This window comes from Caldovatus sediminis, from assembly GCF_014644455.1.
GTDB lineage: Bacteria > Pseudomonadota > Alphaproteobacteria > Acetobacterales > Acetobacteraceae > Caldovatus > Caldovatus sediminis.
In genome coordinates this window covers 69,612-92,878 of record NZ_BMKS01000010.1, presented here as the reverse complement: position 1 = coordinate 92,878, position 23,267 = coordinate 69,612, and the positions used below count along the sequence as shown (strand labels likewise).

The window sequence follows — 23,267 nt, the reverse complement described above, 5'->3', positions numbered from 1 at the left end:
CGGCCGTCAGATCGCCGTCTCGAAGCCCCGGGTGGCCAGGCTCTCGGCATTGCGGACGCTCTCGATGAAGTTATCGCGCCGCGCGATGTTGGTCGCGGCGAGCGAGCGCAACCGCCCTGCCGGGGCCGCGGCGCCCGCCTCCGGCGCGGCGGCCGCGGGCGCGGCCGCGCCCGGCGGCAGGGCGAAGGGCGAGGCCGGCGCGGCCAGCCGCACCGGCGCTGCCGAACCGGCGCCGCGCGTGGCGAACGCCTCGACCGGCGCGTAGCCGAGCCGCTGCCCGCTCTCCGTCTCCACCACGGCGAAGCCAGGCGTCCGCGCCGGGCGCACCTGCACCGGCTGGCGCGGCGGCACCTGCGCGACGGCCGGCGCGACGGGATCGGGCCGCACGCGCACGGGCACGGGCGCGACCGCCACCGCCGGCACGACGACGGCCTGCGCCGCGGCGTTCGCGCTGGCGACCTGGGGGCGCACCTCCGGCGCCAAGGCGTCGATCGCGGTGTCGAGGTCGCTGCCGCGTTCGCCGACCCGGGCGGTGACGCGCTTCGCCAGCTCCACGTCGCGCCGCGTGCGCTCCTGGATCTCGGCGAGCCGCGCCTGTGCCTCCGGCGCCGGCAGGGCGCCGCTGCGCGCCGCCTCGCGCACCTCCTGCGCGGTGCGCACGCGGCAGTCGAGGAGATCGTCGAAGGCGCGCTGGGCCTGGTCGAGGCCGGCATTCTCCCGCTCGAGATCGCTGGCGACGAGGCGACTGAGCGCCGCCTCATCCTCGCCGGCCTCGCGCCGGCGCTGCTCGAGGTAGCTCCCCACCGCCGCACCCGCCGCCGCGCCCACGCCGGCACCGACGGCAAGCCCGATCAGGGCGCTGATCGGACCGGTGCGCGGGAACGCCGCCGCGGCGCCGGCCCCGGCGGCGGCGCCGAGCGCGGCGCCGGCGATGATCGGCCCGGCGAAGAACTCGCCCGCACTGTCGAACCGCACGAGCTGCGGACGGCAGGCGTCGCGGCCGTCGTCGGGGCCGATCCGCTGCTCGCGCGTCTCGCGCGCCGCCGTCGCGTCGCCGCCGCCCGGCGGATCGGCCTGGGCGCAGGCGTTGAGCACGAGCGCCGCCGCGGCAGCGCAGGCGATGGTCGGTCTACCGCGGCGCGAACGATTCCGCTCCAGGCCTTCGGTCGACATCGAGCACCCCCGTCGTGATTGCGACGGCAGGGTAACAGCGCCCGCGCGGCGTCGCCAACCCGTTCGCGCCCCGGCGCCCGCGCTCCGCTCCGCCGCGCGCTCCGCGGCGGCGTCAGGTCGCGAGCTCGAACCCGCCGCCGCCGCGGAGCGCGGCCTCGGCGGTGCCGACGCTCTCGGCGAAGTTGTCCCGCCGCGCGATGTTGCTGGCCGCGAGGGAGCGCGCATCGGTGGCGCCGGCCGCCGGCGGCGGCACGGGGGGAGCCGCGCCGAGGCGAACCGGCGCGCCGGTGGCGCGCGTGCCGAAGGCGTTCGCCGGCGCGTAGCCGATCACCTGTCCGGACTCGGTCTCGACCTTGGCGAAGCCGGCGGTGGCCGGGCGCAGCCGCACCGGCTCGCGCGCCGCGACGCGGGCGACCTCCGGCGCGTTCGGGTCGGGCCGCAGGCGCACGACCACGGGCTGGCGCGCCTGGGCGCTGACCACGGTGCGCTGCGCGGCCGCCTTGCGCGCCTCGTAGTCGGCCTTGACGTCGGGCGCGATGGTCGCGATCGCGGTGTCGAACTCCGCCCCCCGCGTCGCGATGCGCTGGTTGACCAGGCGCGCCAGCGCGATGTCGGCCTGCGCCTGCTCGCGTAGCCGCGCGAGCTGGGCCTGCGCCGCCGGCGTCGGCAGCGCGCCGCGCCGGTGCGCCTCGCGGATGGCCGCGGCCTGCTGGAAGCGGCAGTCCATCAGGAGGTCGAAGGCGAGCTGGGCGCGCTCGAGCTCCGCGTTCTCGCGCGCGAGGTCGTTGCCGATCAGCGCGGTGAGCTCCGCCTGGTCGCGCGCCTGGCGTTGCCGCGCCGTGAGGTAGCCGCCGACCGCGCCGGCCGCGCCGCCGGCCAGCGCCCCGATCCCGGCGCCCGCCGCGACGTCCCCGCCCCGGCCGCCGCGCGCCGCCGCGATCAGCCCGCCGAGGATCGCCCCGCCGGCCGCGCCGATCACCGCCCCGCGAATGATGTCCTCGGCGAAGAAGTCGCCGGTGCTGTCGAGCTGCACCCGCCGCTGGTAGCAGGCGTCCGAGCCGTCGTCGGCGCCGATCCGCATCTCCCGCGTCGTGCAGGCGGTGAGCAGCAGCGAGGCTGCGGTCAGGGCGGCGAGGGGGCGGCGCAGGCGCGGCATGGGACGCTCCGCTGGGAAGGGGCTCGGCAGAAGGCGCACTCTACCAACGGTTGCGCGTCGCGGCAAAGCGAACGTTGCTTCGCCGGCGCCGGCCGCGATGCGCGGGTCAGCAGGCGGCGCGCGGCCGGCCCCGACGTCGCCCGACGCGGCGGGCAGGCGCCGAGGCGAGGCGGACCCCGGTGCCCCTCCGCCGGCGGGCGACGGTTTGCGCCCTCGCTGCGGGGTGCGTAGTCTCGGCGCATGGAGGACGGCCGCACCGCCACCCTCGTCACCGGCGCGACCCGCGGCATCGGCCGCGCCATCGTCGGCCGCCTGCTGGCGCGCGGCGAAGCGGTGATCGGCGTCGCCAGGAACGCCGACCCGAGCTTCCCGGCGCCGCTGTTCACGGCCGACCTCGCGGACGCCGCGGCAACGGCGGCGATGCTCGCCGCGCTGACGGCGCGCCACCGCGTCACGCGCCTCGTCAACAACGCCGGCCTCAGCGAGATCCAGCCGCTCGGCGAGGTCGCGCTCGACGCCTTCGACCGCGTGGTCGCCGTCAACGCGCGCGCGGCGCTGCAGTGCGCGCAGGCCGTGCTTCCGGCGATGGAGGCGGCGGGAGCGGGGCGCATCGTCAACATCGCGTCGCGCTCGCTGCTCGGCCGCCCGGGCGCCACGTCCTACGCGGGCGCGAAGGCGGCGCTGGTCGGGTTCACCCGCACCTGGGCGCTGGAGCTCGCCGCACGGAACATCACCGTCAACTGCGTCGCGCCCGGACCGGTGGAGACCGCGATGTTCCGCCGCGACAACCCGCCCGACGCGCCGCACACGCGGGCCCTGCTCGCCGCGGTGCCGATGGGCCGCATGGGCCGGCCGGAGGAGGTGGCGGCGGCGGTGGACTACTTCCTGTCCGACGACGCCGCCTTCACCACGGGCCAGACGCTGTTCGTCTGCGGAGGAGCGAGCGCCGGCCAGCTCCACCTCTAGCCGACCCGCGCCCCGAACGAAGGGTAGGAGGGAGGAAACGGATGCGGATCACGCGAAGGGCGCTTGCCGCGGCGATCGGCAGCCTGCCGATCGCCGCGCGGGCGCAGCAGGGCACGGCGAACTGGCCGACGCGGCCGATCCGGATCGTCGTCGGCTACCCGCCCGGCGGCACCACGGACATCCTCGCCCGGCTTCTGGCCGAGCGGCTGCATCCCGCGCTCGGCCAGCCGGTCGTGGTGGAGAACCGCAGCGGCGCCGCCGGCAACATCGGCGCCGAGGCGGTCGCGAAGAGCCCGCCCGACGGCCACACGCTGCAGATGGGCACGGCGGGGAACATGACGATCAACCCCTCCGTCTACGCCAACATGCCGATCGACACGGTGAGGGACTTCCAGGCGATCAGCATGGTCGCCCAGGTGCCGAACGTGATGGTGGTGCATCCCTCGGTTCCGGCGCGCACGGTGCGGGAGTTCATCGACTGGGCCAAGGCGCGGCCGGGGCAGGTGTTCTTCGGCTCCTCCGGCACCGGGAATTCGCCCCACCTTTCCGGGGAGCTGTTCGCCCAGCGGGCGGGGCTGCAGCTCGTGCACGTGCCCTACCGCGGCAGCGGCCCGGCCCTGGCCGCGCTGGTCGCGGCGCAGGGCGTCCAGGTGATGTGGGACAACCTCCCCTCCGCGATCGGCCACATCCGCGACGGCCGCCTGCGGGCCCTCGCGGTGACCGGGCCGCAGCGGGCGGTGGCGCTGCCGGACCTGCCGACCATGCGCGAGGCCGGGCTGCCCGACTACGAGGTGGTGGCCTGGTTCGGCCTGTTCGCCCCCGCCGGCACGCCCCGTCCGATCGTGGACCGCCTCCACCGGGAGACGGTGGCCGCGCTGCGCACGGCCGAGATGCGGGAAAGGATCATCCAGCTCGGCGCCGAGCCGGTCGGGAACACGCCGGAGGAGTTCGCTGCCATCGTGGTGCGCGACATCGAGAAGTGGAGGCCCGTGGTCCGCGCGGCCGGCGTCAGGGTGGAGTAGCCGCGCAAGGCCCGTCCCGCGCGTCGGTCGGCACGGGTCGGTCGGGAAGGGCGGCCGCCGGGGCGTATGACGCTGAGCATGACCCGATCCTGTCGGGCGAAGCGGGCGACCGCGTCAACCCTGCCGGCCGGCCCGCGCCCAGTAGTCCGCCCGGGCCGGTCAGAGCGGCTTCAGGCCGCGCTCGATCTCCGCCCGCCGCGGTTCGAGGAAGGGCGGGAGCGAGAGCCGCTCGCCCAGCGCCTCGAGCGGCTCGTCGGCGGCGAAGCCCGGACCGTCGGTCGCGATCTCGTAGAGGACGCCGTTGGGCTCGCGCACGTAGAGGCTGCGGAACCAGTAGCGGTCCACCGGTCCGCTCGAGCGCACGCCGAGGCGGCGCAGCCGGTCCACCCAGTGGCCGTACTCCTCGTCGCGCGTGCGGAAGGCGACGTGGTGGACGCCGCCCGCGCCGAGCCGCGCCCGCGGCAGGTCCGGCTCGACGCGGAGGTGGAGCTCCGCCGCGGGGCCGCCCTCGCCCATCGCATAGACATGCACCGCAACGTCCGGCGCGTCGGGCGCGGCGAATTGCCGCGCGCGGCGCATCCCCATCACCTCGGTGAGGAAGGCATCGGAGGGCGCGGCATCGGGAACGCTGAGCGTGACCGGCCCGAGGCCGCGGATCTGGTGCGCCTCCGGCACCGGGCTGCGCGCCCAGGGATGGAAGGGGCTGCCACCGGCAGCGCCGTCCGCGTCCGCCACCAGCGCCAGGCGCTGTCCCTCGGGGTCCTCGAAGTCGAGCGACAGCCGCCCGTCCACCTCGCGGGCCGCCCCACGCACCAGGCCGGCCTCGCCGAGGCGGGCACTCCACCAGGCGAGGGCGGCCTCGCCGGGAACCCGCAGGCCGGTGCGCACGATCGCGCCGGTGCCGCGCCGCTCCCGCTCCATCGGCCAGTCGAAGAAGGTGATGTCGGTGCCGGGGCTGCCGGCGCCGTCCGCGTAGAAGAGGTGGTAGGCGGAGACGTCGTCCTGGTTGACGGTCTTCTTGACCAGCCGCAGGCCGAGGATGCGCGTGTAGAAGGCGTGGTTGCCGCGCGCGTCCGCCGTGACCGCGGTGAGGTGGTGGATCCCGTGCAGCTGCATCGCCTCGTCCTCTGCCGGCTGGCGCGCCGGGGGCGCCCCGGCGTGCCGCGGTGGGAATCCCGCCGGGCATGGCAACGCCCGTCGCCCACCCCCGGCTGCCGGCGCGATCGAATTGGGCGCAGGGGCGGGCGACGGGAAGGCGGGGTCGGCGCGGCCGCCGCGGCGCCCTGCCCGCCTCGCGGCGCACCGCGGGCTTGCCCTGCTGGCCGGCAGGGAGCAAGCAATGGCGGGAACGATACGGAGGTCGTCCGGATGAGTCCGCTTCCCTTCCCCCTGCCGCGCCGCGGCCTGCTGGCGGCGGGCGCCGCCGCCGCGCTGGGCGCCGCGCCGCGCCGCTCGCATGCTGCCGCCTGGCCCTCGCGCGACATCACCTTCATCGTGCCCTACGGCCCCGGCGGCTCCACCGACCCGATCAGCCGGGCCTTCTGCGCGCAACTCGAGAAGATCCTCGGCGTCAACATCGCGGTGGAGAACAAGCCGGGCGGCGCCGCCACCATCGGCACCGGCACGGTCATCCGGGCACGGCCGGACGGGCACACGATCGGGCTCGGCTCCAACTCCTCGCTGATGTTCCAGCCCCTGATCAACCAGGGCCTCGCCTGGAGCAGCGCGGACGACTTCACCTCCGTGGTGAAGCTCGTGGACCTGCCCGCCGTGCTCGCCGTGCGCGCCGACGCGCCGTGGCGCAACTTCGAGGAGTTCATGGCGCATGTGCGCGCCAATCCCCGGCGCGTGCGGGCCTCGGTCTCGGGCCTCAGGACGATGCCCGACCTCACCATCCAGCAGCTCAACCGCAAGGCCAACGTGCAGATCTCGACCGTCCCCTTCACCGGCGGCGGCGGCGAGGCGCTGCTCGCGCTGCTCGGCGGACGGGTCGAGGCGAATTGCGGCTACGGCCCCTCGGTCAGGGGACAGGTGGAGGCGGGGAAGGTCCGCGTCCTCGCCGTCTTCCAGCGCGGCAGGTACGAGATGTTCCCGGACGCGGCATCCTCGGTCGAGGCCGGCTACGACGTGACGCTGCCCGCCGCCTACTACGTGATCGCGCCGAAGGGCCTGCCGGCCGAGGTGCAGGAGAAGCTGACCAGGACCTCGCGCGAGGCGGTCGCGACGCCGGAGTTCATCGCCTTCGCGCGCAACAACGGCTACACGCTGGACCCCAAGGTGGGCGACGCGATGAAGGCGGAGCTGGTCGAGTACCACGACACCTTCCGCGAGCTGCTGGCCTTCCTGAACCAGCGCTCCTGATCGGCCGTGACCGCTTTGACGCAGCGCACCGGGCGGGCCGCGATCGGCCTGCTCGGACTGCTGCTGGCGGCCGGCTACACCGCCGCCGGCCTCGGGCTGCCGCTGGGCAGCGCGGACATGCCGGGGCCCGGGCTGTTCCCGCTGGTGGTCGGCCCGCTGCTCGCGCTCGTCGCGCTCGGCCTGCTCAGGGAGGGCTGGGCGATGCGGGACGACGGCACGCCGCTCGACCTGCCGGCCGGCGAGGAGGCGCGGCGGGTCGTGCTCGTGCTTGCCGCGCTTACGCTGCACTTCGTCGCGATGCCCTGGATCGGCCACCTGATCTCGGCCTCGCTCCTCGCCACGGCCGTGATCCGGCTGCTGCGCGGCGGGTGGGCGGCCTCCGCCGTCGCGGGGGTAGCGCTCGCCGTCGCGGCGCAGTTCCTCTTCGTGCGCCTGCTGCAGGTGCCGCTGCCGCGCGGCGAACTCGGCTACTGGTTGGGGATGTAGCGCGATGGGCGCCCTCGAGGGTCTGATCTTCGGCCTCTCCGTCGCGGTGCAGCCGCAGAACCTGATGGCGGCCCTGGCGGGGGCGCTGGCCGGCACGGCGATCGGCGTGCTGCCGGGGCTCGGGCCGGTCGCCGGCGTCGCGCTGGTGCTGCCGCTGACCTTCGCCTTCGATCCGACGACCGGCCTGATCATGATGGCCGGCATCTTCTACGGCTCGATGTACGGCGGCTCGACCACCGCCATCCTGATGAACATCCCGGGCGAGAGCGCCTCCGTCGTCACCGCGATCGACGGCTACAAGCTGACGAAGAAGGGGCGCGCCGGGGCGGTGCTCGCGATCGTCGCCGTGGGGTCCTTCGTCGGCGCGACCCTTGCGATCGTCGGCGTGCTGGTGGCCGCGCCGGTGCTCGCCTCCGTCGCGCTGCTGTTCGGCCCGGCGGAGTTCTTCGCGCTGACCGCCGGCGGGCTGCTGGTGCTCTCGCGCATCTCCGGCGGGTCGTTCGCGGCGGCCGGGTTCTCCTGCCTGCTGGGCGTGGCGCTCGGCACGGTGGGGCAGGAGGCGGTCACCGGCCAGAACCGCTACACCTTCGGCGTCCTGGAGCTGACCGAGGGCATCGGGCTGGTGCCGGTCGTCGTCGGCCTCTACGGCATCGCCGAGATCCTCAACCTGGTCGAGACGTCGCTCCGCCGCCCCGAGCTGGTGAAGGTCCGGTTCCGCGAGCTGTTCCCGCGGCGCGACGAATGGGCGCGGGCGGTGCCGCCCTGGCTGCGCGGCACGGGCGTCGGCTTCTTCTTCGGCCTGATCCCCGGGCCGGCGGCGACCCTGTCCTCCTTCGCCTCCTACCGGCTCGAGCAGGCGGTGAGCCGCCACCGCGCGGAGATCGGCCACGGCGCGATCGAGGGCGCGGCGGGGCCGGAGACGGCCAACAACGCGGCGGCGACCAGCGCCCTGGTGCCGCTGCTCTCGCTCGGCCTCCCCTTCACGCCGATCGGGGCGCTGATGATCTCCGCCATGATGGTGCAGGGGGTGCAGCCGGGGCCGCTCCTCGTGCAGCAGCATCCCGACATCTTCTGGGGCCTGATCGCGAGCCTCTACATCGGCAACGTGATGCTGCTGGTGCTGAACCTGCCGCTGGTCGGCGTGTGGGTCTCGCTGCTGCGCATCCCGGTCTGGTTCTTCGTGCCGATGCTGCTGATCGTGGCGAGCATCGGGGCCTATTCCGTGCACAACAGCATGCTCGACCTGTGGGTGCTGCTGGGCGCGGGGCTGGTGGGCTACGCCTTCAACAAATGCCGGGTCCCGCTGGCGCCGCTGGTCGTGGGGCTGATCCTCGGGCCGGAGGTCGAGAAGCACCTGCGGGAGGGCCTGTTCCTGTCGCAGGGCGACCCCTTCTATTTCCTCGAGGGCCCGATCGCGCCGGCGGTGTGGGGCGTGGCGCTGCTCGTCGCGGTCGTCGGCGCGCTGCGCCGGCGCGGGCGGCCGGAGCCGGCCGTGGCGGACGGGTAGGAAGATCGGAACGCGGGACGCCGGGCAACCGAAGGCGCACCCCCACCGGGTGCGCCGGTCGCGCCGGCCGGCGTCCCCCCGGGAACCTTCGTGGGCCGCCGGGGGCCGACCTGCGACGGCGGGGGTTCGCCGCGCGGTCAGCCTCGCGGCACGCCGGGCCGGGCCTAGATCCCGGCGCGCCGCGGCAGGGAGGCGGCGACGGCGACGCCGAGCGCGTTCCCGGCCACCGCGATCATCACCGCCCCTGCGTAGCCGCCGCTGAGGTCGAACAGGCGGCCGGCGACGACGGGCAGCGTGACCGCCGCCGCGCACCAGGCGACGTAGAGTCGCCCGGCGATCCGGCCGTACTGCGCGGCACCCCAGTACACGGCGACCGCCGCGGCGGTGCTGCCGCTGACGAGGCCGTAGCCCATGCCGATCATGGCCAGCGTCGCGACGGACGCGAGCGCGCCCGGAGCGGCGAGGAGCAGCAGGCCTCCGCACAACGCCAGCACATGCGCCCCGACCATGACCCCCGGCGCGGAGAAGCGGTCGGCGAGCCAGCCGCCCCCGATGCGCGCCGCCGCGATGCAACCGGTGATCGCGGTCGTCGCGAACAGCGCCAGCGCCTTGCTGCCCCCGTAGGCCTCCACCATGCCCGCGGCCTGGCCGAGCACCATGAGGCCGGCGGCGGCGGCGAGGAAGAACGCGGCCCACAGCCGCAGGAAGACGGAGGCCTTGCGTTCGGGCGGCGCGGCGGATCCGCCCGCGGGCGCGGTCACGGCCATGCCGGAGGCGGCGACCAGCGCCGCCGCGACCGCCCCGGCCGCGGCCAGCGCAGCCGCGAGCCCGCCGAGGGTCGCGCGCAGCCCCCAGGCGCCCAGCGCCCAGCCGAACAGCGGCGCCCCGATCATGGCGCCGATCGGGAACAGGCTGACGATGAAGCCGTTGGCGAGTCCCTGGCGGCGGTGGCCGCTCAGCATCAGGTTCACGCCCTGCACCAGCAGCACGTAGGCGCCGCCGCCGCCGAGGCCGAACAGCACGCCGTAGCCGACGGCAAGCCCGGCGGTTCCGGCCGCGGACGCCGCGAGCCCCATGCCGGCGCTCGACACCGCCATGCAGCCGACGACCAGGACCCACGCCGGCGCCAGGCGGTAGAGCGCCGGCGCCAGGTTCATGCCGACGGTGAAGGCGACCAGCGCGAGGCCGAAGACGAAGGAGAGCTCGGCGCGGCTCGCCGCGAGCTCCGCCTCCATCGGCCGCAGGAACACGCTGAAGGCGTAGACCGTGCCGAGCGGCAGGTTCAGCACCACCACCGCGAGCAGGGCGGCGGCGACGTGGCGGCGTGCGGCCGGGGCCGTGCGGGCGCTCATCGCGGGGCGATCGTCGCGAGGCCGAGGACGGCGCGGAGCGGCGCCGTCGCCGGAGGCCGGGGCGAAGCCGCAACGGCGCCGGACCGCGGACGACCGATCGCCCGCGGCGGCGGACTGCGGCGACTCCCGGCCGGTGTCGTCGGGCGCAGTGCTCAGGCGGCCGGCGAGAGGACGTGGATGACGCGGCTGGCGATCATGTCCCTCGTCCTCGCGGCGTAGGCGGCCATGTGCGGCGCCGCGGCGTGGGCCTTCAGCGCCTCCGGGCTCTCCCACTTCTCGATCACCACGAAGGTGTCCGGGCCGAAGCGGGTCTGGAAGCTGCCGATGCCCTCGGCGTCGATCGCGGGACCGTACTCGATGCAGCCCTGCTCGGCGTGGACGGCCGGCATGTTGGCGCGGAATTCCTTCAGGACCGCGTCCCGCATGCCGGGCTTCGCGGTGATGATGGCGATGACGTGGATCACGGCGGACGTCCCTCGGTCGCTGACGGCGCGAGGCCGCCGCGTCGCGGAGCCGCCCCGCGCCCGGTGGCGTGCGGCGGGAAGCATAGGCCGGTCGCCCCGCTTCGCCAACCGCCCGCGCGCGGGCCCCGGCCGCGCGACGCCGCCTGCCGGCGGCGACGCTTGACGGGGCGGGCAGGCCGCGCCGATCGTCCCCGCACAGGAGGCCCGCGCCCATGCTGACGATCTACGGCGTCTATCGCTCCCGCGCGTCGCGCGCCATCTGGCTCGCCTACGAGATCGGCCTGCCCTTCCGGCACGTGCCGGTCATCCAGGCCTACCGGCTCGCCGATCCCGCGGCGCCCGGCGCGCCGCTGAACACGCGCTCGCCCGAGTTCCTCCGGATCAACCCGAACGGCCGCATCCCCTCGATCGAGGACGACGGGCTCGTGCTGCACGAGTCGCTGGCGATCAACCTCTACCTCGCGAAGAAGTACGGCGGCGCGCTCGGCCCCGCCGACCTCGCCGAGGACGGGCGGATGACCATGTGGGCGCTGTGGGCGGCGACGGAGGTCGAGCCGCACGCGCTCCAGGTGCTCTTCCACCGCGCCGCGAGGCCGCCGGCCGAGCGCGACCCCGCCGTCGCGCGGGCCGCGGTCGAGGCGCTGCGCGCGCCCTTCGCCGTGCTGAACCAGGAGCTGGCGGGGAGCGGCTTCCTGGTCGGCGGCCGCTTCACCGTGGCGGACCTCAACGTCGCCGAGGTCGTGCGCTACGCGCTCCCCGCCCCGGAGCTGTTCGAGGCCGCGCCGGCGGTCCGCGCCTGGCTCGAGACGTGCCACGCCCGTCCCGCCTTCAAGCGGATGATGGAGGAGCGCGAGCGCGAGCCGGCCTGAGAGCCGCCGGCGCGCGGCCTGCGCGGCGGCCGGCCCGACGACGGGATGGAGGGGAACGGCGAGGACCATGACAGCATCCGTGCCCGACCGGAGGCCCGTGCCGCTCCCCTCCCCCGCGGCGCGCCGCGCGCCAGGCGGAAGGACGCCGGCATGACGCGCATCTGCTTCCTCGGCGGCGGCGCCATCGGCGGCATCCTCGCCGGCCACCTCGCCACGGTGGAGGGGCTGGAGGTCTCGCTCGTCGGCCGGCGGCCGATGGTCGAGGCGATCCGGCGCGACGGGCTGCGCGTCCTCTCGACGGCGGGCGAGATCCGCTCGCGCCCGCACGCGGTGGAGCGGGCGGAGGAGCTGGGGCCGCAGGACTACGTCTTCCTCACCGTCAAGGCGCAGCAGATGGACGCCGCGCTGCCCTCGCTCGCGCCGCTGCTCGGGCCGGAGACGGTGGTGCTGCCGCCGACCACGGGCATCCCCTACTGGTTCTTCCACGGCGTGGAGGGCGCGTTCCGCGACCGCCGGCTGGCGCGCATCGACCCGGGCGGGCGGCACTGGGCGGCGATCGCGCCGGCGCGCGTGCTCGGCGTCGTCTACTGGACCGCGGCCGAGGTCGTCGCCCCCGGCGTGGTGCGCCACCACCGCGCGCGCCCGAACTGCCCGATCGGCGAGCCGGACGGCAGCCTCTCCGAGCGCGCGCTGCGGCTCGGCCGGGCGCTGGAGGCGGGCGGCGTCGCGGCGCCGGTCAGCCCGCGCATCCGCGACGAGATCTGGATCAAGATGGTCAACAGCCTGTGCTGGAACCCGGTCGCCTGCCTCACCCTGGCGCGCAACCGCGAGATCGCGGCGGCGCCGGAGGCCTTCGCGACGGTGCGGCGCATGATGGAGGAGGCCGACGCGGTCGGCGAGCGCCTCGGCCTGAGCATCCCGGTGCCGATCGAGCAGCGCCTCCGCCACACCGGCGCGACGGAGCATCGCATGTCCATGCTGCAGGACCTGGAACGCGGCCGCCCGCTGGAATTCGACGTGCTGGCGGCGAGCCACGCCGAGATGCGCGACCTCGCCGGGCTGCCGACGCCGACGCTCGATGCCGTCTATGGGCTGATGGCCCTGCGCGCGGCGGCGCACGACCGCGCCCGCGCGGCGCGGGCCGGGGCAGGTTGACGCGCCTCGCTACCTCGCGGGACCCGTGGCGGAGGGCGGCATCGCCGGCGCCGGCTGGGCAGCCGCCCGCCGCCGCCGCTCCGCGGCGACCATGTCGGCGACGGCCCGCAGGACCTCCGGCACCCCCTCCCCGGTCGCGCCGGAGATCAGCATGACCTGCCGCCCGGCGGCGCGCTCCAGCGCCCTGCGCCGGCTGGTCCGGGCCTGCGGCGTCATCGCGTCCACCTTGTTCAGCGCGACGATCTCCGGCTTCTCCGCCAGGCCGTGGCCGTAGCCGGCGAGCTCGGCGCGTACGGTGCGGTAGGCCTTGGCGACGTCGGGCTGGGTGCCGTCCACCAGGTGCAGCAGCACGGCGCAGCGCTCGACGTGGCCGAGGAAGCGGTCGCCGAGGCCCGCGCCTTCGTGCGCGCCCTCGATCAGGCCGGGGATGTCGGCGAGGACGAACTCCTCGCCGGAGCCGAGGCGCACGACGCCGAGCTGGGGGTGCAGAGTGGTGAAGGGATAGTCGGCGATCTTCGGCCGCGCGGCGCTGACAGCGGCGAGGAAGGTGCTCTTGCCGGCGTTCGGCAGGCCGATCAGCCCGGCATCGGCGATCAGCTTGAGGCGCAGCCAGATCCAGCGCTCCTCGCCCGGCCAGCCCTTGTCGGCGCGGCGCGGGGCGCGGTTGGTGCTGGACTTGTAGTGGGCATTGCCGAAGCCGCCGTCGCCGCCGCGCGCGATCACGACGCGCTGGCCCGGCGCGGTGAGGTCTGCGATCAGCGTCCGCCTGTCCTCGGCGAGGATCTGCGTGCCGACCGGGACCTTGAGCACCACGTCGGGCGCGTGCGCGCCGGTGCGGTTGCCGCCCGCGCCGTTGCCCCCCTTGCGGGCGCGGAAATGCTGCGTGTAGCGGTAGTCGATCAGGGTGTTGAGGCCCTCGACCGCCTCGGCGACGACGTCGCCGCCCTTGCCGCCGTCGCCGCCGTCCGGGCCGCCGAACTCGAGGAACTTCTCGCGCCGGAAGGCGACGGCGCCGTCGCCGCCGTCGCCGGCCTTCACCCAGACCTTCGCCTCGTCGAGGAATTTCATCGCAGGGGATCCGCCCGAAACGGCGACGGGGGCCTCGCGGCCCCCGCCCGATCGGTCCGGCGTTGCCGGGCGGCCGCGCTACTCGGCCGCCGCGACGGCGCTCGGCGGGAGCGGGTACACGCTGACCTGGACACGGCCCTCCGCCTTGCGCTCGAAGCGCACATGGCCGTCGATCACCGCGTGCAGCGAGTGCGTGCGTCCGACCAGAACGTTGTGCCCGGGCCGCATCTTGGTGCCGCGCTGCGTGACGATGATGTTGCCGGCCTTCACGAACTGCCCGTCGGAGCGCTTCACGCCGAGCCGCTTGCCCGCCGAATCGCGCCCGTTGCGCGACGAGCCGCCGGCCTTCTTGTGTGCCATCTCTGCTGCCCTCCGATCTCAGGCGGCCGCCGTCGCCCCGCCGCCGTTGATGGCGGCGATGCGCAGCACGGTCTGGTGCTGCCGGTGGCCCTTCTTGCGCCGGTAGTTCTTGCGGCGCTTCTTCTTGAAGACGATGATCTTGTCGCCGCGGTTCTGCTCCACCACGGTCGCGGTGACGGTGGCGCCGGCCACGGTGGGTGCGCCGACGACGAGCGCGCCTTCGCCGCCCACCATCAGCACCTCGTGGAAGGTGACGGTGGCACCGGGCTCGGCCTCGAGCTTCTCGACGGTGAGCACGGCGTCGGGCGTGACGCGGTACTGCTTCCCGCCGGTGCGGATCACTGCGTAGGTCATGGGGTCCTGCGTCGGTCCGGCCGTGCCGGGTATGCACCAAACGACCGCCGGCGGCCCGCAGGGCGGGTCGCCGGAGAGGCGCGGCTATAGCGGGTGCTGGCTCGGGCGTCAACGGCGCGGCCGGGGACCGCGAGGGGGATCGCGCGTGACGGATGCGGATCGGCTGGCCGGGGGAGCGTCCGGCGGACCCGCGCACCGGCGGCGCGACCCGGCACGAGCGGACTTCGCCGGTTCCGCCCGCGGCCGGGAGGCGCCGTTCGCAAGCTCCCCACCCTGGCGCGGGTCAGCCCGCGGAAACGGCCGAGGTCGCGCTCAGAGAAGGAAGTCCGCGGCCTCGAGGCTCGCGGCGGCGACGTTCTTCAGCACGAGCACCATGTTGGCGACGCCGTCGGCGTCGGTGTCGAGCATCACCAACGTATCCGCCTCGACCTGCTGCACGCGCACCTCGCCGCGGGCCGCGCCGGCGCCGGTGAAAGCGGCGGTGCCGATGAAAACGAAGGAGTCGTCGAGCGCCCCGTTCGGCGTGTAGGCATCGACCGGACGCAGGTTGATCCGGTCCATGAACGGTTCCCCCTCGGCCAGGTCCACCGCGAAGTCCGTGATCGTATCGGGCGCCGACGGGGTGCTCTCGCCGGCATTGCGGTACTCGAAGATGTCCCTGCCGCTGCCGCCTGTCAGGATGTCCGCCCCGGGGCCGCCGACGAGCCGGTCGTTGCCGTTGCCGCCCTCCAGGGTGTCGTCGCCTGCCCCACCGAGCAGGGTGTCGGCGCCTCGCCCGCCGAGGAGGAGGTCGGCGCCGGCGCGCCCGTCGAGGCGGTCGGCCTGCAGCGTGCCGAAGAACCGCTCCGCGCCGTCGAAATACGCCTTGCCGCGCAGGATCTGTTCGAAGGCCGGCGGCGCGCCGAGGAGGTCGGAGCCGGCCCCGGCGTGCAGGACCTCGCGGGCCGCGAGCGCCCCGGGGTCGAGGAAGTCGAGCCCGCCCGGGAACTCGGTCCGCGCGACGACGAGGTCCTGGACCGATCTGAAGTAACTGGCCATCTCGTGGGCGCCACCCACGCCGTCGGAGAGGTTCCAGTCGAGCCTGACCACCGCGCCCGACGTCCTGTAGTGCAGCACGCTCTCCAGCGCGATCTCGCCGAGCTCGGCGACGACGGCGCCGAGCGGCAGATAGGCGGTGGCGGCGAGCGCCGCGAGATCGTCGAGCTTGGCGGGGGCGCGGGCGAGGTCCGGCGCGAGCGGCACCGGGTCGTAGATGTGCTCGAAGTGCACCATGCGGGCGTCCGGCGCGTTCGGCTTGGCCCCCGGCGAGCCGAAGGTGACGCCGAGGTAGCGCGGATCGCCCGGGACCGCCTTCTGCATGAACATCTGCGCCATCGCGCCGCCGAGGCTGTGGCCGCTCACCCAGACCTGCTGGATCCTGGCGCCGTCCACGTACCCGCCGTTGTTCACATAGGCCTTCACCGCCTCGATCAGCGGGGCGAAGTTCGCGTAGTGCGTATCGGCGTTCGGCCAGTCCGGGACATCGTCGAGGCCGTCGGTGCCGCGGAAGGCGATCGAGAGCGTCGTCCTGTTGCCGACGACGCCGAACAGCACGTGCGCCGCGGCGTTGCCGGCCGTGTAGACGCCCTCCCGGAACGTCCAGGCCGTGCCGTCCCTGGTGGCGCCCGCCACGTCCATGCCCAGCTCGAGCGCCCGAAGCGGCGCCCAGCCGCGGGCCGTCGCCGCGTTGACGGGGGCCGTGCCAGCATCGACATCGTCGGCGTAGCTGTTCAGCGCCAGCCTCGCCATCTCGAGCACGGGCGGCGCCTTGGCCACCTGGTTGTTGCGCAGCGCGTCGAAGAGGCCGAGCTCGACCTCGTGCAGCTCGAGCGACTGGCCGGCGCCGGAACGGGCGATGGTGGTCCAGCCCTCCGGCCTTCCCGTGCCTTCCACGTCGGCGATCCAATCGGTCCAGGCCCAGTCGGAGGGGCGGCCCGCGAGCCTGATCACGTCCCGGTCGTTGGCGACGGCCCCCCCGAACCGCTGGCCGCCCCAGATGACCTTGTCGCCCGTGGCGTCGCCGATCTCGAACACGTCGTTGCCGGCGCCGCCGACCAGCGAGTCGTCTCCGTCACCGCCGACCAGCAGGTCGTCGCCGGCGCCGCCGAACAGGATGTCCGCGCCCGAGAGGTTCGGCGAGGTCGCGCTGCCGCCATGGAGCGTGTCGGCTCCGTCGCCGCCTTCGAGCCGGTCCGCGCCGCCGCCGCCGGCCAGCAGGTCGTCGCCCGCGCCGCCGAGCAGCGTGTCGCGTCCGCCCCCGCCGGTGAGCGTGTCCCGTCCTTCGCCGCCCCCGATGAGGTCCCGCGCCGCGGAGCCGACGATCGAATCGTCCCCGGCGCCGCCTTCGAAGCCGCGGCTCCTGTCGAACACGACCCCGAAGGGATAGTCCGCGCGGGGCGCGACGAGGACCTCATCGGAGGGCAGCACGACGGTATCGTTGCCGGCGCCCGCGGCGTAGATCCGTTCCGGCGCGCCCTCCACCGCACGCCGCTGGGCGGCGGTGAGCAGGTCGAAGCGGACGCGGTCGGCATCCGGGGTGAACAGCGGCGGCGTCGGCTCCACCGGGATGTCGGCGTCGTCGAAGCGCAGCAGCTCGACACCCCGCAGCCAGTCGAGCCAGTCGATGCCCAGCGCCTGGACCGAGGCGACGCCGCTCGCCTGGATGGCGATCAGGTACTGGCCGCTCATGCCGTCGAACACGGCGATGTCGAAGCCCTCGCCGCCGTCGATCAGGTCGCTGCCCGCGCCGCCCTTCAGCGTGTCGTCGCCCGCGCCGCCGAGCAGCGTGTCGTTGTCGCCCTCGCCGACCAGCACGTCGTTGCCGCCGCGGCCGTTCAGCCAGTCGTCGCCGCTGCCCCCGACCAGGAGGTCGGCACCGGCATCGTAGAGGGGAAGGCCGGCGAAGTGCGCCTGGAGGCCGTTCCGCGCGATGAAGGCGGCGATCTCGGAGGCCGTGGTGTCGTCGAGGCCGGTCAGGGTGTCGTCGCCCTGTCCGCCGTCGACCGCACTGTAGTAGAAGAGCCAGGCGTTGGTGGAATTCCACTGGATCTGCCACTTGCTCTCCAGGGTCTGCCCCACGCCCAGCGGGTCGCGGAAGTCCGCTTCCGAGTATGCCCAGCGGAATTCGACCCAAATGCCGCCCAGGGACTTCACGTTGTAGAATTCAAGCCAAAATTCGCCGTTGCTTACCTGATGGAGCGAGTACTGGCTGATCGGCATGAGCCTGCTCCGGAGGGACCGATGGCGCAACCGGCGCTCGCGGCGCGCCATGCCCGCGAGAAGGGATCGGGAATGACCCAGAGGGTGTCTTGCCGATCGGCAGAGAGCTGCGCCGGCGGCGATGGGCCGAGAAGATCTCGCATGCCGCGCCGAACGTGTCGATATCGAATCCGGATTGCGCTCGGCGCGGGTACGGGATTTCACGGTCGGCCGTGGCGCCGCGCGAGCCCGAAGGGCAGAGCCGGCGGCGCGGGCAGGGACTGCCGCCACAGGCGGGCCTCCCTGCTCGGCGCCGTCCGCCCCGCCCGCGGCGTCGGGCGGGCCTCGCGCGGCCGGCGGCCAACCAGCACGCCATGAACCTGCATCTCGCCGGAATCAGCCGGGGCGCGCCCGCTGCGCGCGCCGTGGCGGTCTTGGACAGTGCGGACCAGGCCCGAAGGCGCCCCCCACATCACCCCGCCCTGCCGCCGCCCCGCGCCGGAGCCGACCCCCGTCGGGAACGTCCGGGCCTTCCGGCGCGCCAACCAGCCCGGCACCCGCGCACTTCACGCCCACAACGACATCGTCAACGCCCGCCGCGGCACACGGAACGGGCCCGCAAGCCGACCACAACGCATCACCGCCGTCGCATCCAGAGCCTGCGCACGGACCGGCATCCGATGCGGGGCGTATCGGCCCCGCGCTCGCTCATGCCGGTAGCGTGACCAGCACGCTCAGGCCGCGTCCGCCGCGGCGGTTGCGCAGCACCACGTCGCCGCCATGCGCGCGCAGGATGTTGCGCGCGATCGGCAGGCCGAGGCCCGCGCCCCCGGTCTCCCGGTTGCGGCTCGTCTCCAGCCGGCGGAAGGGCGCGAAGACATTCTCGAGCTCGCAATCCGGAATGCCGGGCCCCTCGTCCTCGACCGTGAGACGGACCGTGCCGTCCTCGGGCGGCGAGAGCGCGATGCGCGCCGATCCGCCGTAGGCGAGCGCGTTGCGCACCAGGTTGGCGATCGCGCGCTTCAGCGCCACGGGGCGCGCGCGCACCGTCAGCCGCTCCGGCCCCCCGTAGGCGATGCGCTCGGCGGCCTCGGGGTGCGCGTCCGCCGCCTCGTCGAGCACGGTGCGGCAGAGCGCGGCGAGATCCAGCGGCGTCGCCGGCTCGGCCGCCGCGTCGTCGCGGGCGAAGGCGAGGGTCGCCGCGATCATCGCCTCCATCTCGTCGAGGTCGGCGAGCATCTTGCGCCGCTGCTCCTCGTCCTCGAGGAACTCCGCGCGCAGCCTGAGCCGCGTGATCGGCGTGCGCAGGTCGTGGCCGATCGCGGCCAGCATCTGGGTGCGGTCGGCGACAAAGCGGCGGATCCGCTCGGCCATGGTGTTGAAGGCGCGGGCCGCGGTGGCGACCTCGCTCGGCCCGCCCTCGTCGAGCGGCGGGGCGTTCACATCGCGGCCGAGCCGCTCCGCCGCCTCGGCCAGCACCCGCACCGGCCGCATCAGGCGCGCCACCGCCCAGACGATCAGCAGCGCGGCCGCCAGGGTCATGGCGAGGAAGGCGAGGAGGAAGCTCTCCGAGTGCCAGGGCCGCGGCGGCGGCGGCGCCACGCGCAGGTTCAGCCACTCCCCGTCCGGCAGGCGGAGCGAGGCGACGAAGCCGTCCGTCCCGTGTCCCGCCACGCGGATCTCCCGCGGGCGCATCCGCAGCGGGCCGAGGGCGAGGAGGTCCACCCGGAACATCCGGACCACCTGCGGCGAGGGCGGCGGCATCGGCCCGCGCACCAGGGGATGCTCGTCCACCTCCACGCTGAGCCCGACCGGCAGATCGAGGTCGGCGAGCAGCGTCGCCCGCCGATCCGAGGGCGCGAGCAGCGCCGTGCGCCAGGCGACGAAGGTGCGCGCCGAGATCTCGCGCGCCTGCACGATGCGCTGCAGCCCGACGCGGTCGAGGGCGTGGATGGTGAGCCCCGCCGCCTGTACCAGCGCGAGTCCGAGGATCAGCACCAGCGCGGTGCGCGCGCCGAGACTGCGCGGAAGCCAGCGGCGCATGCCGGACCGGCGCTTCGCCGTCTCCCGCCCCATCTCAGTGGACCCGCTCGACGCTGGCGGCGAGGACGTAGCCGCCGCCGCGCACGGTCTTGATGAGCTGCGGGTTGCGCCCGTCGTCCTCCAGCTTCCGGCGCAGCCGCGAGACGGCGACGTCGATCGCCCGGTCGAACGGGCCGGCCTGGCGGTTGTGCAGCAGGTCCATCAGCATGTCGCGCGTCAGCACGCGGTTGGGCCGCTCGAGCAGGATCACGAGCAGCTCGTACTCGCCGCCGGTGAGCGGCACCTCCGTCCCCTCCGGGTCGAGCAGGCGGCGGCGCGCCGGCTCCAGCGTCCAGCCGGCGAAGCGCACGGCCTTGGGCGGCGGCTCCTTGCGCGGCGCGCCGGGCTCGCCGCCGGTCCGGCGCAGCACGGCGCGGATGCGCGCCAGCAGCTCGCGCGGGTTGAAGGGCTTGGCCACGTAGTCGTCGGCGCCCAGTTCCAGGCCGACGATGCGGTCCGTCTCCTCGCCCATCGCCGTCAGCATCACGATCGGTACCTCCGACTGCCCGCGCAGCCAGCGGGCGAAGTCGAGGCCGGATTCGCCCGGCAGCATCAGGTCCAGCACCACCAGGTGGTAGCGGCCGAGCGGCCAGAGGCGCCGCGCCTCGCGCGCGTCGCGGGCGGCGGAGACGCGCATGCCCTGGCGCTCCAGGAACTTCGAGAGCAGGTCGCGGATCTCGCGGTCGTCGTCCACGACGAGGATGTGCGGCGGCGGCGCCTGCGGCGGCGGTGGCGGCGGCTGGGGCGTCGTCTGCGGGTCCATGGCGCCTGTTACATAGCGCGCGCCGGCGCCGATGCAGCGGCGCGTGTTGCGGACTGTTGCGGGGCCGGCCGGCTGTTGCGGAGCGTTGCAATTCCCCGGCTCCCGGGGGCCTTTCAGAGCGCGATCGCGCACACCAGATGATGGCACAGGAGCCATCGGCGCGACTGCACGGCCTCCCCCCGGCCGGCGCCGATGCGCTACTGGCGGCGGGGATGATCCCCCCCCAATCCACATCCCCGCCGCCTCCCCCTTGGGCCCGCGCCGGCCTCGCCGCGCTGGTCGAGGCCGATCCGGACCTCGCCCGCGTCGAGCCGGCCGCCGGCCCCCTGCCCTGGCGCACGCGCGATCCGGGCTTTCCCGGCCTGTTGCGCGCGATCTGCGGCCAGATGATCTCCAACCAGGCCGCCGCCGCGATCTGGGCCCGGCTGAGCGCCCTGCCGGGCGCGCTGGACCCGGCCGGGCTGCTCGCCCTGCCGGAGGAGGCGCTGCGCGGCGCCGGCCTGTCGCGCCCGAAGGTCGCCCATGCGCGCGCCCTGGCCGAGGCCTGCGCGACGGGCCGCCTCGACCTCGCCGCGGTGGCGCGGATGGAGGACGAGGCGGCGATCGCCCTCCTTTCCACGGTCAGGGGTCTCGGCCGCTGGACGGCGGAGATCCACCTGCTGTTCGGGCTGCAGCGGCCGGACGTGTTCCCCGGCGGCGACCTCGCCCTCGCCGCCGGCGCCGCGCACCTCAAGGGCCTCGCGGCGCGGCCGGAGCCGAAGGCGCTGCGGGCGATGGCGGAGCGGTGGCGTCCCTGGCGCGCCCTGGCGGCGCGGCTGCTCTGGCACCATTGGCGCTTCGTCACCGGCCGCCCGGCCGGCGAGGCGCCCTGATCGTCCGATGGACGCGCCGCGCCGCCGGTGCGAAACGGGCCGCATGGACGCCGCCGCCGCAGCCCCGCCGCTCTCCCCGCGCATCCGCGCCACCGCCGCGCCGCCGATCCCCGCCGCCCGCGCCTGGGCGGCGCGCTACGGCGGCGCGGCCGGGCCGCTGCTCGACCTGACCCAGGCGGTGCCCGGCTACCCGCCGCATCCCGACCTGCTCGCCCGGCTCGCCGCCGCCGCGGGCGACCGCGCCTGCGCCGGCTACGGCCCGATCGACGGCGAGCCGGCGCTGCGCGAGGCCCTCGCCGCCGACATCGCGCGCGCCTACGCCGCGCCGATCGCGGCCGACGACGTGGCGATCACCGCCGGCGGCAACCTCGCCTTCACCATGGCCATGACGGTGCTCGCCGGCGAGGGCGAGGCGGTGCTGCTGCCCGCGCCCTGGTACTTCAACCATCGCATGGCGCTGTCCATGCTCGGCATCGCGGCGATCCCGCTGCCCTGCCGCGCCGAGGACGGGTTCGTCCCCGACCCCGACCGCGCCGCCGCGCTGCTGCGCGAGCATCCCCGCGCCCGCGCCGTCGTGCTCGTCACGCCCAACAACCCGACCGGCGCGACCTATCCGCCCGCCGTGATCGCGCGCTTCGCCGCGCTGTGCCGCGACCGCCGCGCCTGGCTGGTGCTGGACGAGACCTATCGCGACTTCCTGCCGGAGGAGGCGCTGCCGCCGCATCCGCTGTTCGCCGAGGCGGGCTGGCGCGAGGGCGGCGTGGTGCAGCTCTACTCCTTCTCCAAGGCCTATTGCGTGCCGGGGCACCGGGTCGGGGCGATCCTCGCCGGGCCGGGGTTCCGCGCGGCGCTGATGAAGGCGCTCGACACCATGCAGATCTGCGCCCCGCGCGCGGCGCAGGCGGCGCTCGCCTGGGCGGTGGAGGCGCTGCGCGGCTGGCGCGCGGGGAACCGCGCGCTGATGGCGGAGCGCGCCGCCGCCTGTCGCCGCGCCGTCGCGCCGCTGCCGGGCTGGCGGCTCGACGCGCTCGGCGCCTATTTCGCCTATCTGCGCCTGTCGGAGGGCGCGCCCGACGCGCTCGCGGCGGCGGAGCGCCTGGCGGTGGAGGCCGGGCTGCTCGCCCTGCCCGGACCGTTCTTCGGGCCGGGGCAGGAGCGGCATCTGCGCCTCGCCTTCGCCAATGCCGGCCTGGAGGCGATCGAGACGGTGCCCGCGCGGCTGCGCGCGGCGCTCGGCTGAGCCGGCCGAGGCGTGGCGGACGGTCGGAGCAGGAAGCGGCACGGCAAAGCGCGCGCGGAGAACCGGTTGCTCCGTCCGGTGCGCGGCGGAGCAGCGTCTCGCGCCGCCGCGGATTGCGCTTGCCCATGGGATGCGGTGCGTTATCTGGCGGGTTCCCCGCGCGGCGGGCGCATGGCGGAAAGCCTCGCCCGCCGGCACGAACGGACGGAGCCGACCTCATGCCGCATGACGGCCACGCCCACCACGACATCCCACCCGATGGCTGGAAGCACACCGGCGTCCGCGTGATCCCGGGCGACAGCCTGGACACCAACACGCCGCAGACGCCGGGGATGAACCGCGCCGCCGCGATCAACTACGCCCGCGTCGGCGCGCAGAGGATCTGGGCCGGCACGGTGCACATCCATCCCAACGCCAGGACCGGCGCGCACCACCACGGCCCGCTGGAGAGCGTGATCTACGTGATCCGCGGCCGCGCCCGGATGCGCTGGGGCGAGAAGCTCGAATACGTCGCCGAGGCCGGCCCGGGCGACTTCATCTACGTGCCGCCCTACGTCCCGCACCAGGAGATCAACGCCAGCACCGACGAGACGCTGGAATGCGTGCTGGTGCGCAGCGACAACGAGGCGGTGGTGGTCAACCTCGACATCGAGCCGGTGGAGAGGCCCGAGGAGGTGCTCTGGGTGGACCCCATCCACAAGGCGCCGCCCGCCGCCGGCTGACCGCGCGACCGCCGCCGGCGGGTTCACCCCGCCGCGCCGGCCGGGCGCCGCCCCCCGT

General features: G+C 75.2%; 21 protein-coding genes. 10 read left to right on the top strand and 11 right to left on the bottom strand.

Features of this window, described 5'->3' with window-relative positions; translation table 11 throughout:
• Positions 1 to 6: 6 nt before the first annotated feature.
• Both IEX99_RS15635 and IEX99_RS15630 read right to left on the bottom strand, forming a co-directional pair.
• Positions 7 to 1,173 carry a hypothetical protein gene (locus IEX99_RS15635; protein WP_188901945.1) on the bottom strand — a complete coding sequence of 389 codons (1,167 nt, stop codon included), beginning with the start codon at positions 1,171 to 1,173 and terminating at the stop codon, positions 7 to 9.
• Between the two features lie 112 nt (positions 1,174 to 1,285).
• Positions 1,286 to 2,329: a hypothetical protein gene (locus IEX99_RS15630; RefSeq protein ID WP_188901943.1), complete on the bottom strand. Its 1,044-nt coding sequence runs from the start codon at positions 2,327 to 2,329 to the stop codon at positions 1,286 to 1,288.
• 240 nt (positions 2,330 to 2,569) lie between these two features.
• On the opposite strand from IEX99_RS15630, the gene IEX99_RS15625 reads away from it, so the two are divergent.
• Positions 2,570 to 3,295 carry an SDR family oxidoreductase gene (locus IEX99_RS15625; protein WP_188901941.1) on the top strand — a complete coding sequence of 242 codons (726 nt, stop codon included), beginning with the start codon at positions 2,570 to 2,572 and terminating at the stop codon, positions 3,293 to 3,295.
• Positions 3,296 to 3,336: 41 nt separating this feature from the next.
• Positions 3,337 to 4,317: a Bug family tripartite tricarboxylate transporter substrate binding protein gene (locus tag IEX99_RS15620; RefSeq protein ID WP_188901939.1), complete on the top strand. Its 981-nt coding sequence runs from the start codon at positions 3,337 to 3,339 to the stop codon at positions 4,315 to 4,317.
• Between the two features lie 159 nt (positions 4,318 to 4,476).
• On the opposite strand, the gene IEX99_RS15615 is transcribed toward IEX99_RS15620, so the two are convergent.
• The gene (locus tag IEX99_RS15615; RefSeq protein WP_188901937.1) at positions 4,477 to 5,433 is read right to left on the bottom strand and encodes a ring-cleaving dioxygenase; all 957 of its coding nucleotides are present in this window, start codon (positions 5,431 to 5,433) and stop codon (positions 4,477 to 4,479) included.
• Between the two features lie 252 nt (positions 5,434 to 5,685).
• Here IEX99_RS15615 and IEX99_RS15610 point away from each other — a divergent pair, with 252 nt between their 5' ends.
• From IEX99_RS15610 to IEX99_RS15600, 3 genes are read left to right on the top strand one after another with little or no spacing between them, the layout of a single operon-like run.
• On the top strand, positions 5,686 to 6,678 hold the full coding sequence (locus IEX99_RS15610) for a Bug family tripartite tricarboxylate transporter substrate binding protein (protein ID WP_188901935.1): 993 nt from the start codon (positions 5,686 to 5,688) through the stop codon (positions 6,676 to 6,678).
• A 6-nt stretch (positions 6,679 to 6,684) separates the two neighbouring features.
• Positions 6,685 to 7,164 (top strand): tripartite tricarboxylate transporter TctB family protein, encoded by a 480-nt coding sequence (locus IEX99_RS15605; RefSeq protein ID WP_188901933.1) that lies wholly within the window; start codon positions 6,685 to 6,687, stop codon positions 7,162 to 7,164.
• 4 nt (positions 7,165 to 7,168) lie between these two features.
• On the top strand, positions 7,169 to 8,671 hold the full coding sequence (locus tag IEX99_RS15600; protein WP_188901931.1) for a tripartite tricarboxylate transporter permease: 1,503 nt from the start codon (positions 7,169 to 7,171) through the stop codon (positions 8,669 to 8,671).
• Between the two features lie 164 nt (positions 8,672 to 8,835).
• On the opposite strand, the gene IEX99_RS15595 is transcribed toward IEX99_RS15600, so the two are convergent.
• Together IEX99_RS15595 and IEX99_RS15590 are read right to left on the bottom strand one after the other, a co-directional pair.
• Complete coding sequence (locus IEX99_RS15595) at positions 8,836 to 10,023, bottom strand: MFS transporter (protein WP_188901929.1); 1,188 nt, start codon at positions 10,021 to 10,023, stop codon at positions 8,836 to 8,838.
• 152 nt (positions 10,024 to 10,175) lie between these two features.
• A complete protein-coding gene (locus IEX99_RS15590; protein WP_188901927.1) occupies positions 10,176 to 10,487 on the bottom strand; it encodes a putative quinol monooxygenase in 312 nt (103 codons plus the stop codon).
• 212 nt (positions 10,488 to 10,699) lie between these two features.
• Here IEX99_RS15590 and IEX99_RS15585 point away from each other — a divergent pair, with 212 nt between their 5' ends.
• A complete protein-coding gene (locus IEX99_RS15585) occupies positions 10,700 to 11,356 on the top strand; it encodes a glutathione S-transferase family protein (protein WP_188901925.1) in 657 nt (218 codons plus the stop codon).
• A gap of 150 nt (positions 11,357 to 11,506) precedes the next feature.
• A complete protein-coding gene (locus IEX99_RS15580; RefSeq protein ID WP_188901923.1) occupies positions 11,507 to 12,511 on the top strand; it encodes a 2-dehydropantoate 2-reductase in 1,005 nt (334 codons plus the stop codon).
• A gap of 9 nt (positions 12,512 to 12,520) precedes the next feature.
• On the opposite strand, the gene obgE is transcribed toward IEX99_RS15580, so the two are convergent.
• From obgE to IEX99_RS15535, 6 genes are all read right to left on the bottom strand, one after another.
• The gene (gene obgE / locus IEX99_RS15575) at positions 12,521 to 13,579 is read right to left on the bottom strand and encodes a GTPase ObgE (RefSeq protein WP_188901921.1); all 1,059 of its coding nucleotides are present in this window, start codon (positions 13,577 to 13,579) and stop codon (positions 12,521 to 12,523) included.
• 78 nt (positions 13,580 to 13,657) lie between these two features.
• Complete coding sequence (rpmA, locus tag IEX99_RS15570; RefSeq protein WP_188901918.1) at positions 13,658 to 13,939, bottom strand: 50S ribosomal protein L27; 282 nt, start codon at positions 13,937 to 13,939, stop codon at positions 13,658 to 13,660.
• 18 nt (positions 13,940 to 13,957) lie between these two features.
• A complete protein-coding gene (gene rplU, locus IEX99_RS15565) occupies positions 13,958 to 14,293 on the bottom strand; it encodes a 50S ribosomal protein L21 (RefSeq protein WP_188901916.1) in 336 nt (111 codons plus the stop codon).
• A gap of 312 nt (positions 14,294 to 14,605) precedes the next feature.
• Positions 14,606 to 17,551, bottom strand: coding sequence for a M10 family metallopeptidase C-terminal domain-containing protein (locus tag IEX99_RS15560; RefSeq protein ID WP_268237500.1), 2,946 nt, complete (start codon positions 17,549 to 17,551; stop codon positions 14,606 to 14,608).
• A gap of 687 nt (positions 17,552 to 18,238) precedes the next feature.
• Positions 18,239 to 19,573, bottom strand: coding sequence for an ATP-binding protein (locus IEX99_RS15540; RefSeq protein WP_188901914.1), 1,335 nt, complete (start codon positions 19,571 to 19,573; stop codon positions 18,239 to 18,241).
• A 34-nt stretch (positions 19,574 to 19,607) separates the two neighbouring features.
• On the bottom strand, positions 19,608 to 20,375 hold the full coding sequence (locus tag IEX99_RS15535) for a response regulator (protein ID WP_188901912.1): 768 nt from the start codon (positions 20,373 to 20,375) through the stop codon (positions 19,608 to 19,610).
• Between the two features lie 212 nt (positions 20,376 to 20,587).
• Here IEX99_RS15535 and IEX99_RS15530 point away from each other — a divergent pair, with 212 nt between their 5' ends.
• The 3 genes from IEX99_RS15530 to IEX99_RS15520 all read left to right on the top strand — a co-directional run bounded on the left by IEX99_RS15530 (position 20,588) and on the right by IEX99_RS15520 (position 23,209).
• Positions 20,588 to 21,247 (top strand): DNA-3-methyladenine glycosylase family protein, encoded by a 660-nt coding sequence (locus IEX99_RS15530; RefSeq protein WP_188901910.1) that lies wholly within the window; start codon positions 20,588 to 20,590, stop codon positions 21,245 to 21,247.
• Between the two features lie 43 nt (positions 21,248 to 21,290).
• Positions 21,291 to 22,487, top strand: a complete 1,197-nt coding sequence (locus tag IEX99_RS15525) for an aminotransferase (protein WP_188901908.1) — start codon at positions 21,291 to 21,293, stop codon at positions 22,485 to 22,487.
• Between the two features lie 218 nt (positions 22,488 to 22,705).
• The gene (locus IEX99_RS15520) at positions 22,706 to 23,209 is read left to right on the top strand and encodes a cupin domain-containing protein (protein ID WP_188901906.1); all 504 of its coding nucleotides are present in this window, start codon (positions 22,706 to 22,708) and stop codon (positions 23,207 to 23,209) included.
• Positions 23,210 to 23,267 lie beyond the last annotated feature (58 nt).

What these genes read in the sequence shown, in the direction of transcription:
- rplU (WP_188901916.1), bottom strand. Translation starts at nt 14,293, where the DNA reads ATGACCTACGCAGTGATCCGCACCGGCGGGAAGCAGTACCGCGTCACG.
- IEX99_RS15625 (WP_188901941.1), top strand. Translation starts at nt 2,570, where the DNA reads ATGGAGGACGGCCGCACCGCCACCCTCGTCACCGGCGCGACCCGCGGC.
- IEX99_RS15620 (WP_188901939.1), top strand. Translation starts at nt 3,337, where the DNA reads ATGCGGATCACGCGAAGGGCGCTTGCCGCGGCGATCGGCAGCCTGCCG.
- IEX99_RS15610 (WP_188901935.1), top strand. Translation starts at nt 5,686, where the DNA reads ATGAGTCCGCTTCCCTTCCCCCTGCCGCGCCGCGGCCTGCTGGCGGCG.
- IEX99_RS15630 (WP_188901943.1), bottom strand. Translation starts at nt 2,329, where the DNA reads ATGCCGCGCCTGCGCCGCCCCCTCGCCGCCCTGACCGCAGCCTCGCTG.
- IEX99_RS15520 (WP_188901906.1), top strand. Translation starts at nt 22,706, where the DNA reads ATGCCGCATGACGGCCACGCCCACCACGACATCCCACCCGATGGCTGG.
- IEX99_RS15525 (WP_188901908.1), top strand. Translation starts at nt 21,291, where the DNA reads ATGGACGCCGCCGCCGCAGCCCCGCCGCTCTCCCCGCGCATCCGCGCC.
- IEX99_RS15635 (WP_188901945.1), bottom strand. Translation starts at nt 1,173, where the DNA reads ATGTCGACCGAAGGCCTGGAGCGGAATCGTTCGCGCCGCGGTAGACCG.
- IEX99_RS15560 (WP_268237500.1), bottom strand. Translation starts at nt 17,551, where the DNA reads ATGCCGATCAGCCAGTACTCGCTCCATCAGGTAAGCAACGGCGAATTT.
- IEX99_RS15535 (WP_188901912.1), bottom strand. Translation starts at nt 20,375, where the DNA reads ATGGACCCGCAGACGACGCCCCAGCCGCCGCCACCGCCGCCGCAGGCG.
- IEX99_RS15595 (WP_188901929.1), bottom strand. Translation starts at nt 10,023, where the DNA reads ATGAGCGCCCGCACGGCCCCGGCCGCACGCCGCCACGTCGCCGCCGCC.
- rpmA (WP_188901918.1), bottom strand. Translation starts at nt 13,939, where the DNA reads ATGGCACACAAGAAGGCCGGCGGCTCGTCGCGCAACGGGCGCGATTCG.
- IEX99_RS15615 (WP_188901937.1), bottom strand. Translation starts at nt 5,433, where the DNA reads ATGCAGCTGCACGGGATCCACCACCTCACCGCGGTCACGGCGGACGCG.
- obgE (WP_188901921.1), bottom strand. Translation starts at nt 13,579, where the DNA reads ATGAAATTCCTCGACGAGGCGAAGGTCTGGGTGAAGGCCGGCGACGGC.
- IEX99_RS15540 (WP_188901914.1), bottom strand. Translation starts at nt 19,573, where the DNA reads ATGCGCCGCTGGCTTCCGCGCAGTCTCGGCGCGCGCACCGCGCTGGTG.
- IEX99_RS15580 (WP_188901923.1), top strand. Translation starts at nt 11,507, where the DNA reads ATGACGCGCATCTGCTTCCTCGGCGGCGGCGCCATCGGCGGCATCCTC.
- IEX99_RS15585 (WP_188901925.1), top strand. Translation starts at nt 10,700, where the DNA reads ATGCTGACGATCTACGGCGTCTATCGCTCCCGCGCGTCGCGCGCCATC.
- IEX99_RS15530 (WP_188901910.1), top strand. Translation starts at nt 20,588, where the DNA reads ATGATCCCCCCCCAATCCACATCCCCGCCGCCTCCCCCTTGGGCCCGC.
- IEX99_RS15600 (WP_188901931.1), top strand. Translation starts at nt 7,169, where the DNA reads ATGGGCGCCCTCGAGGGTCTGATCTTCGGCCTCTCCGTCGCGGTGCAG.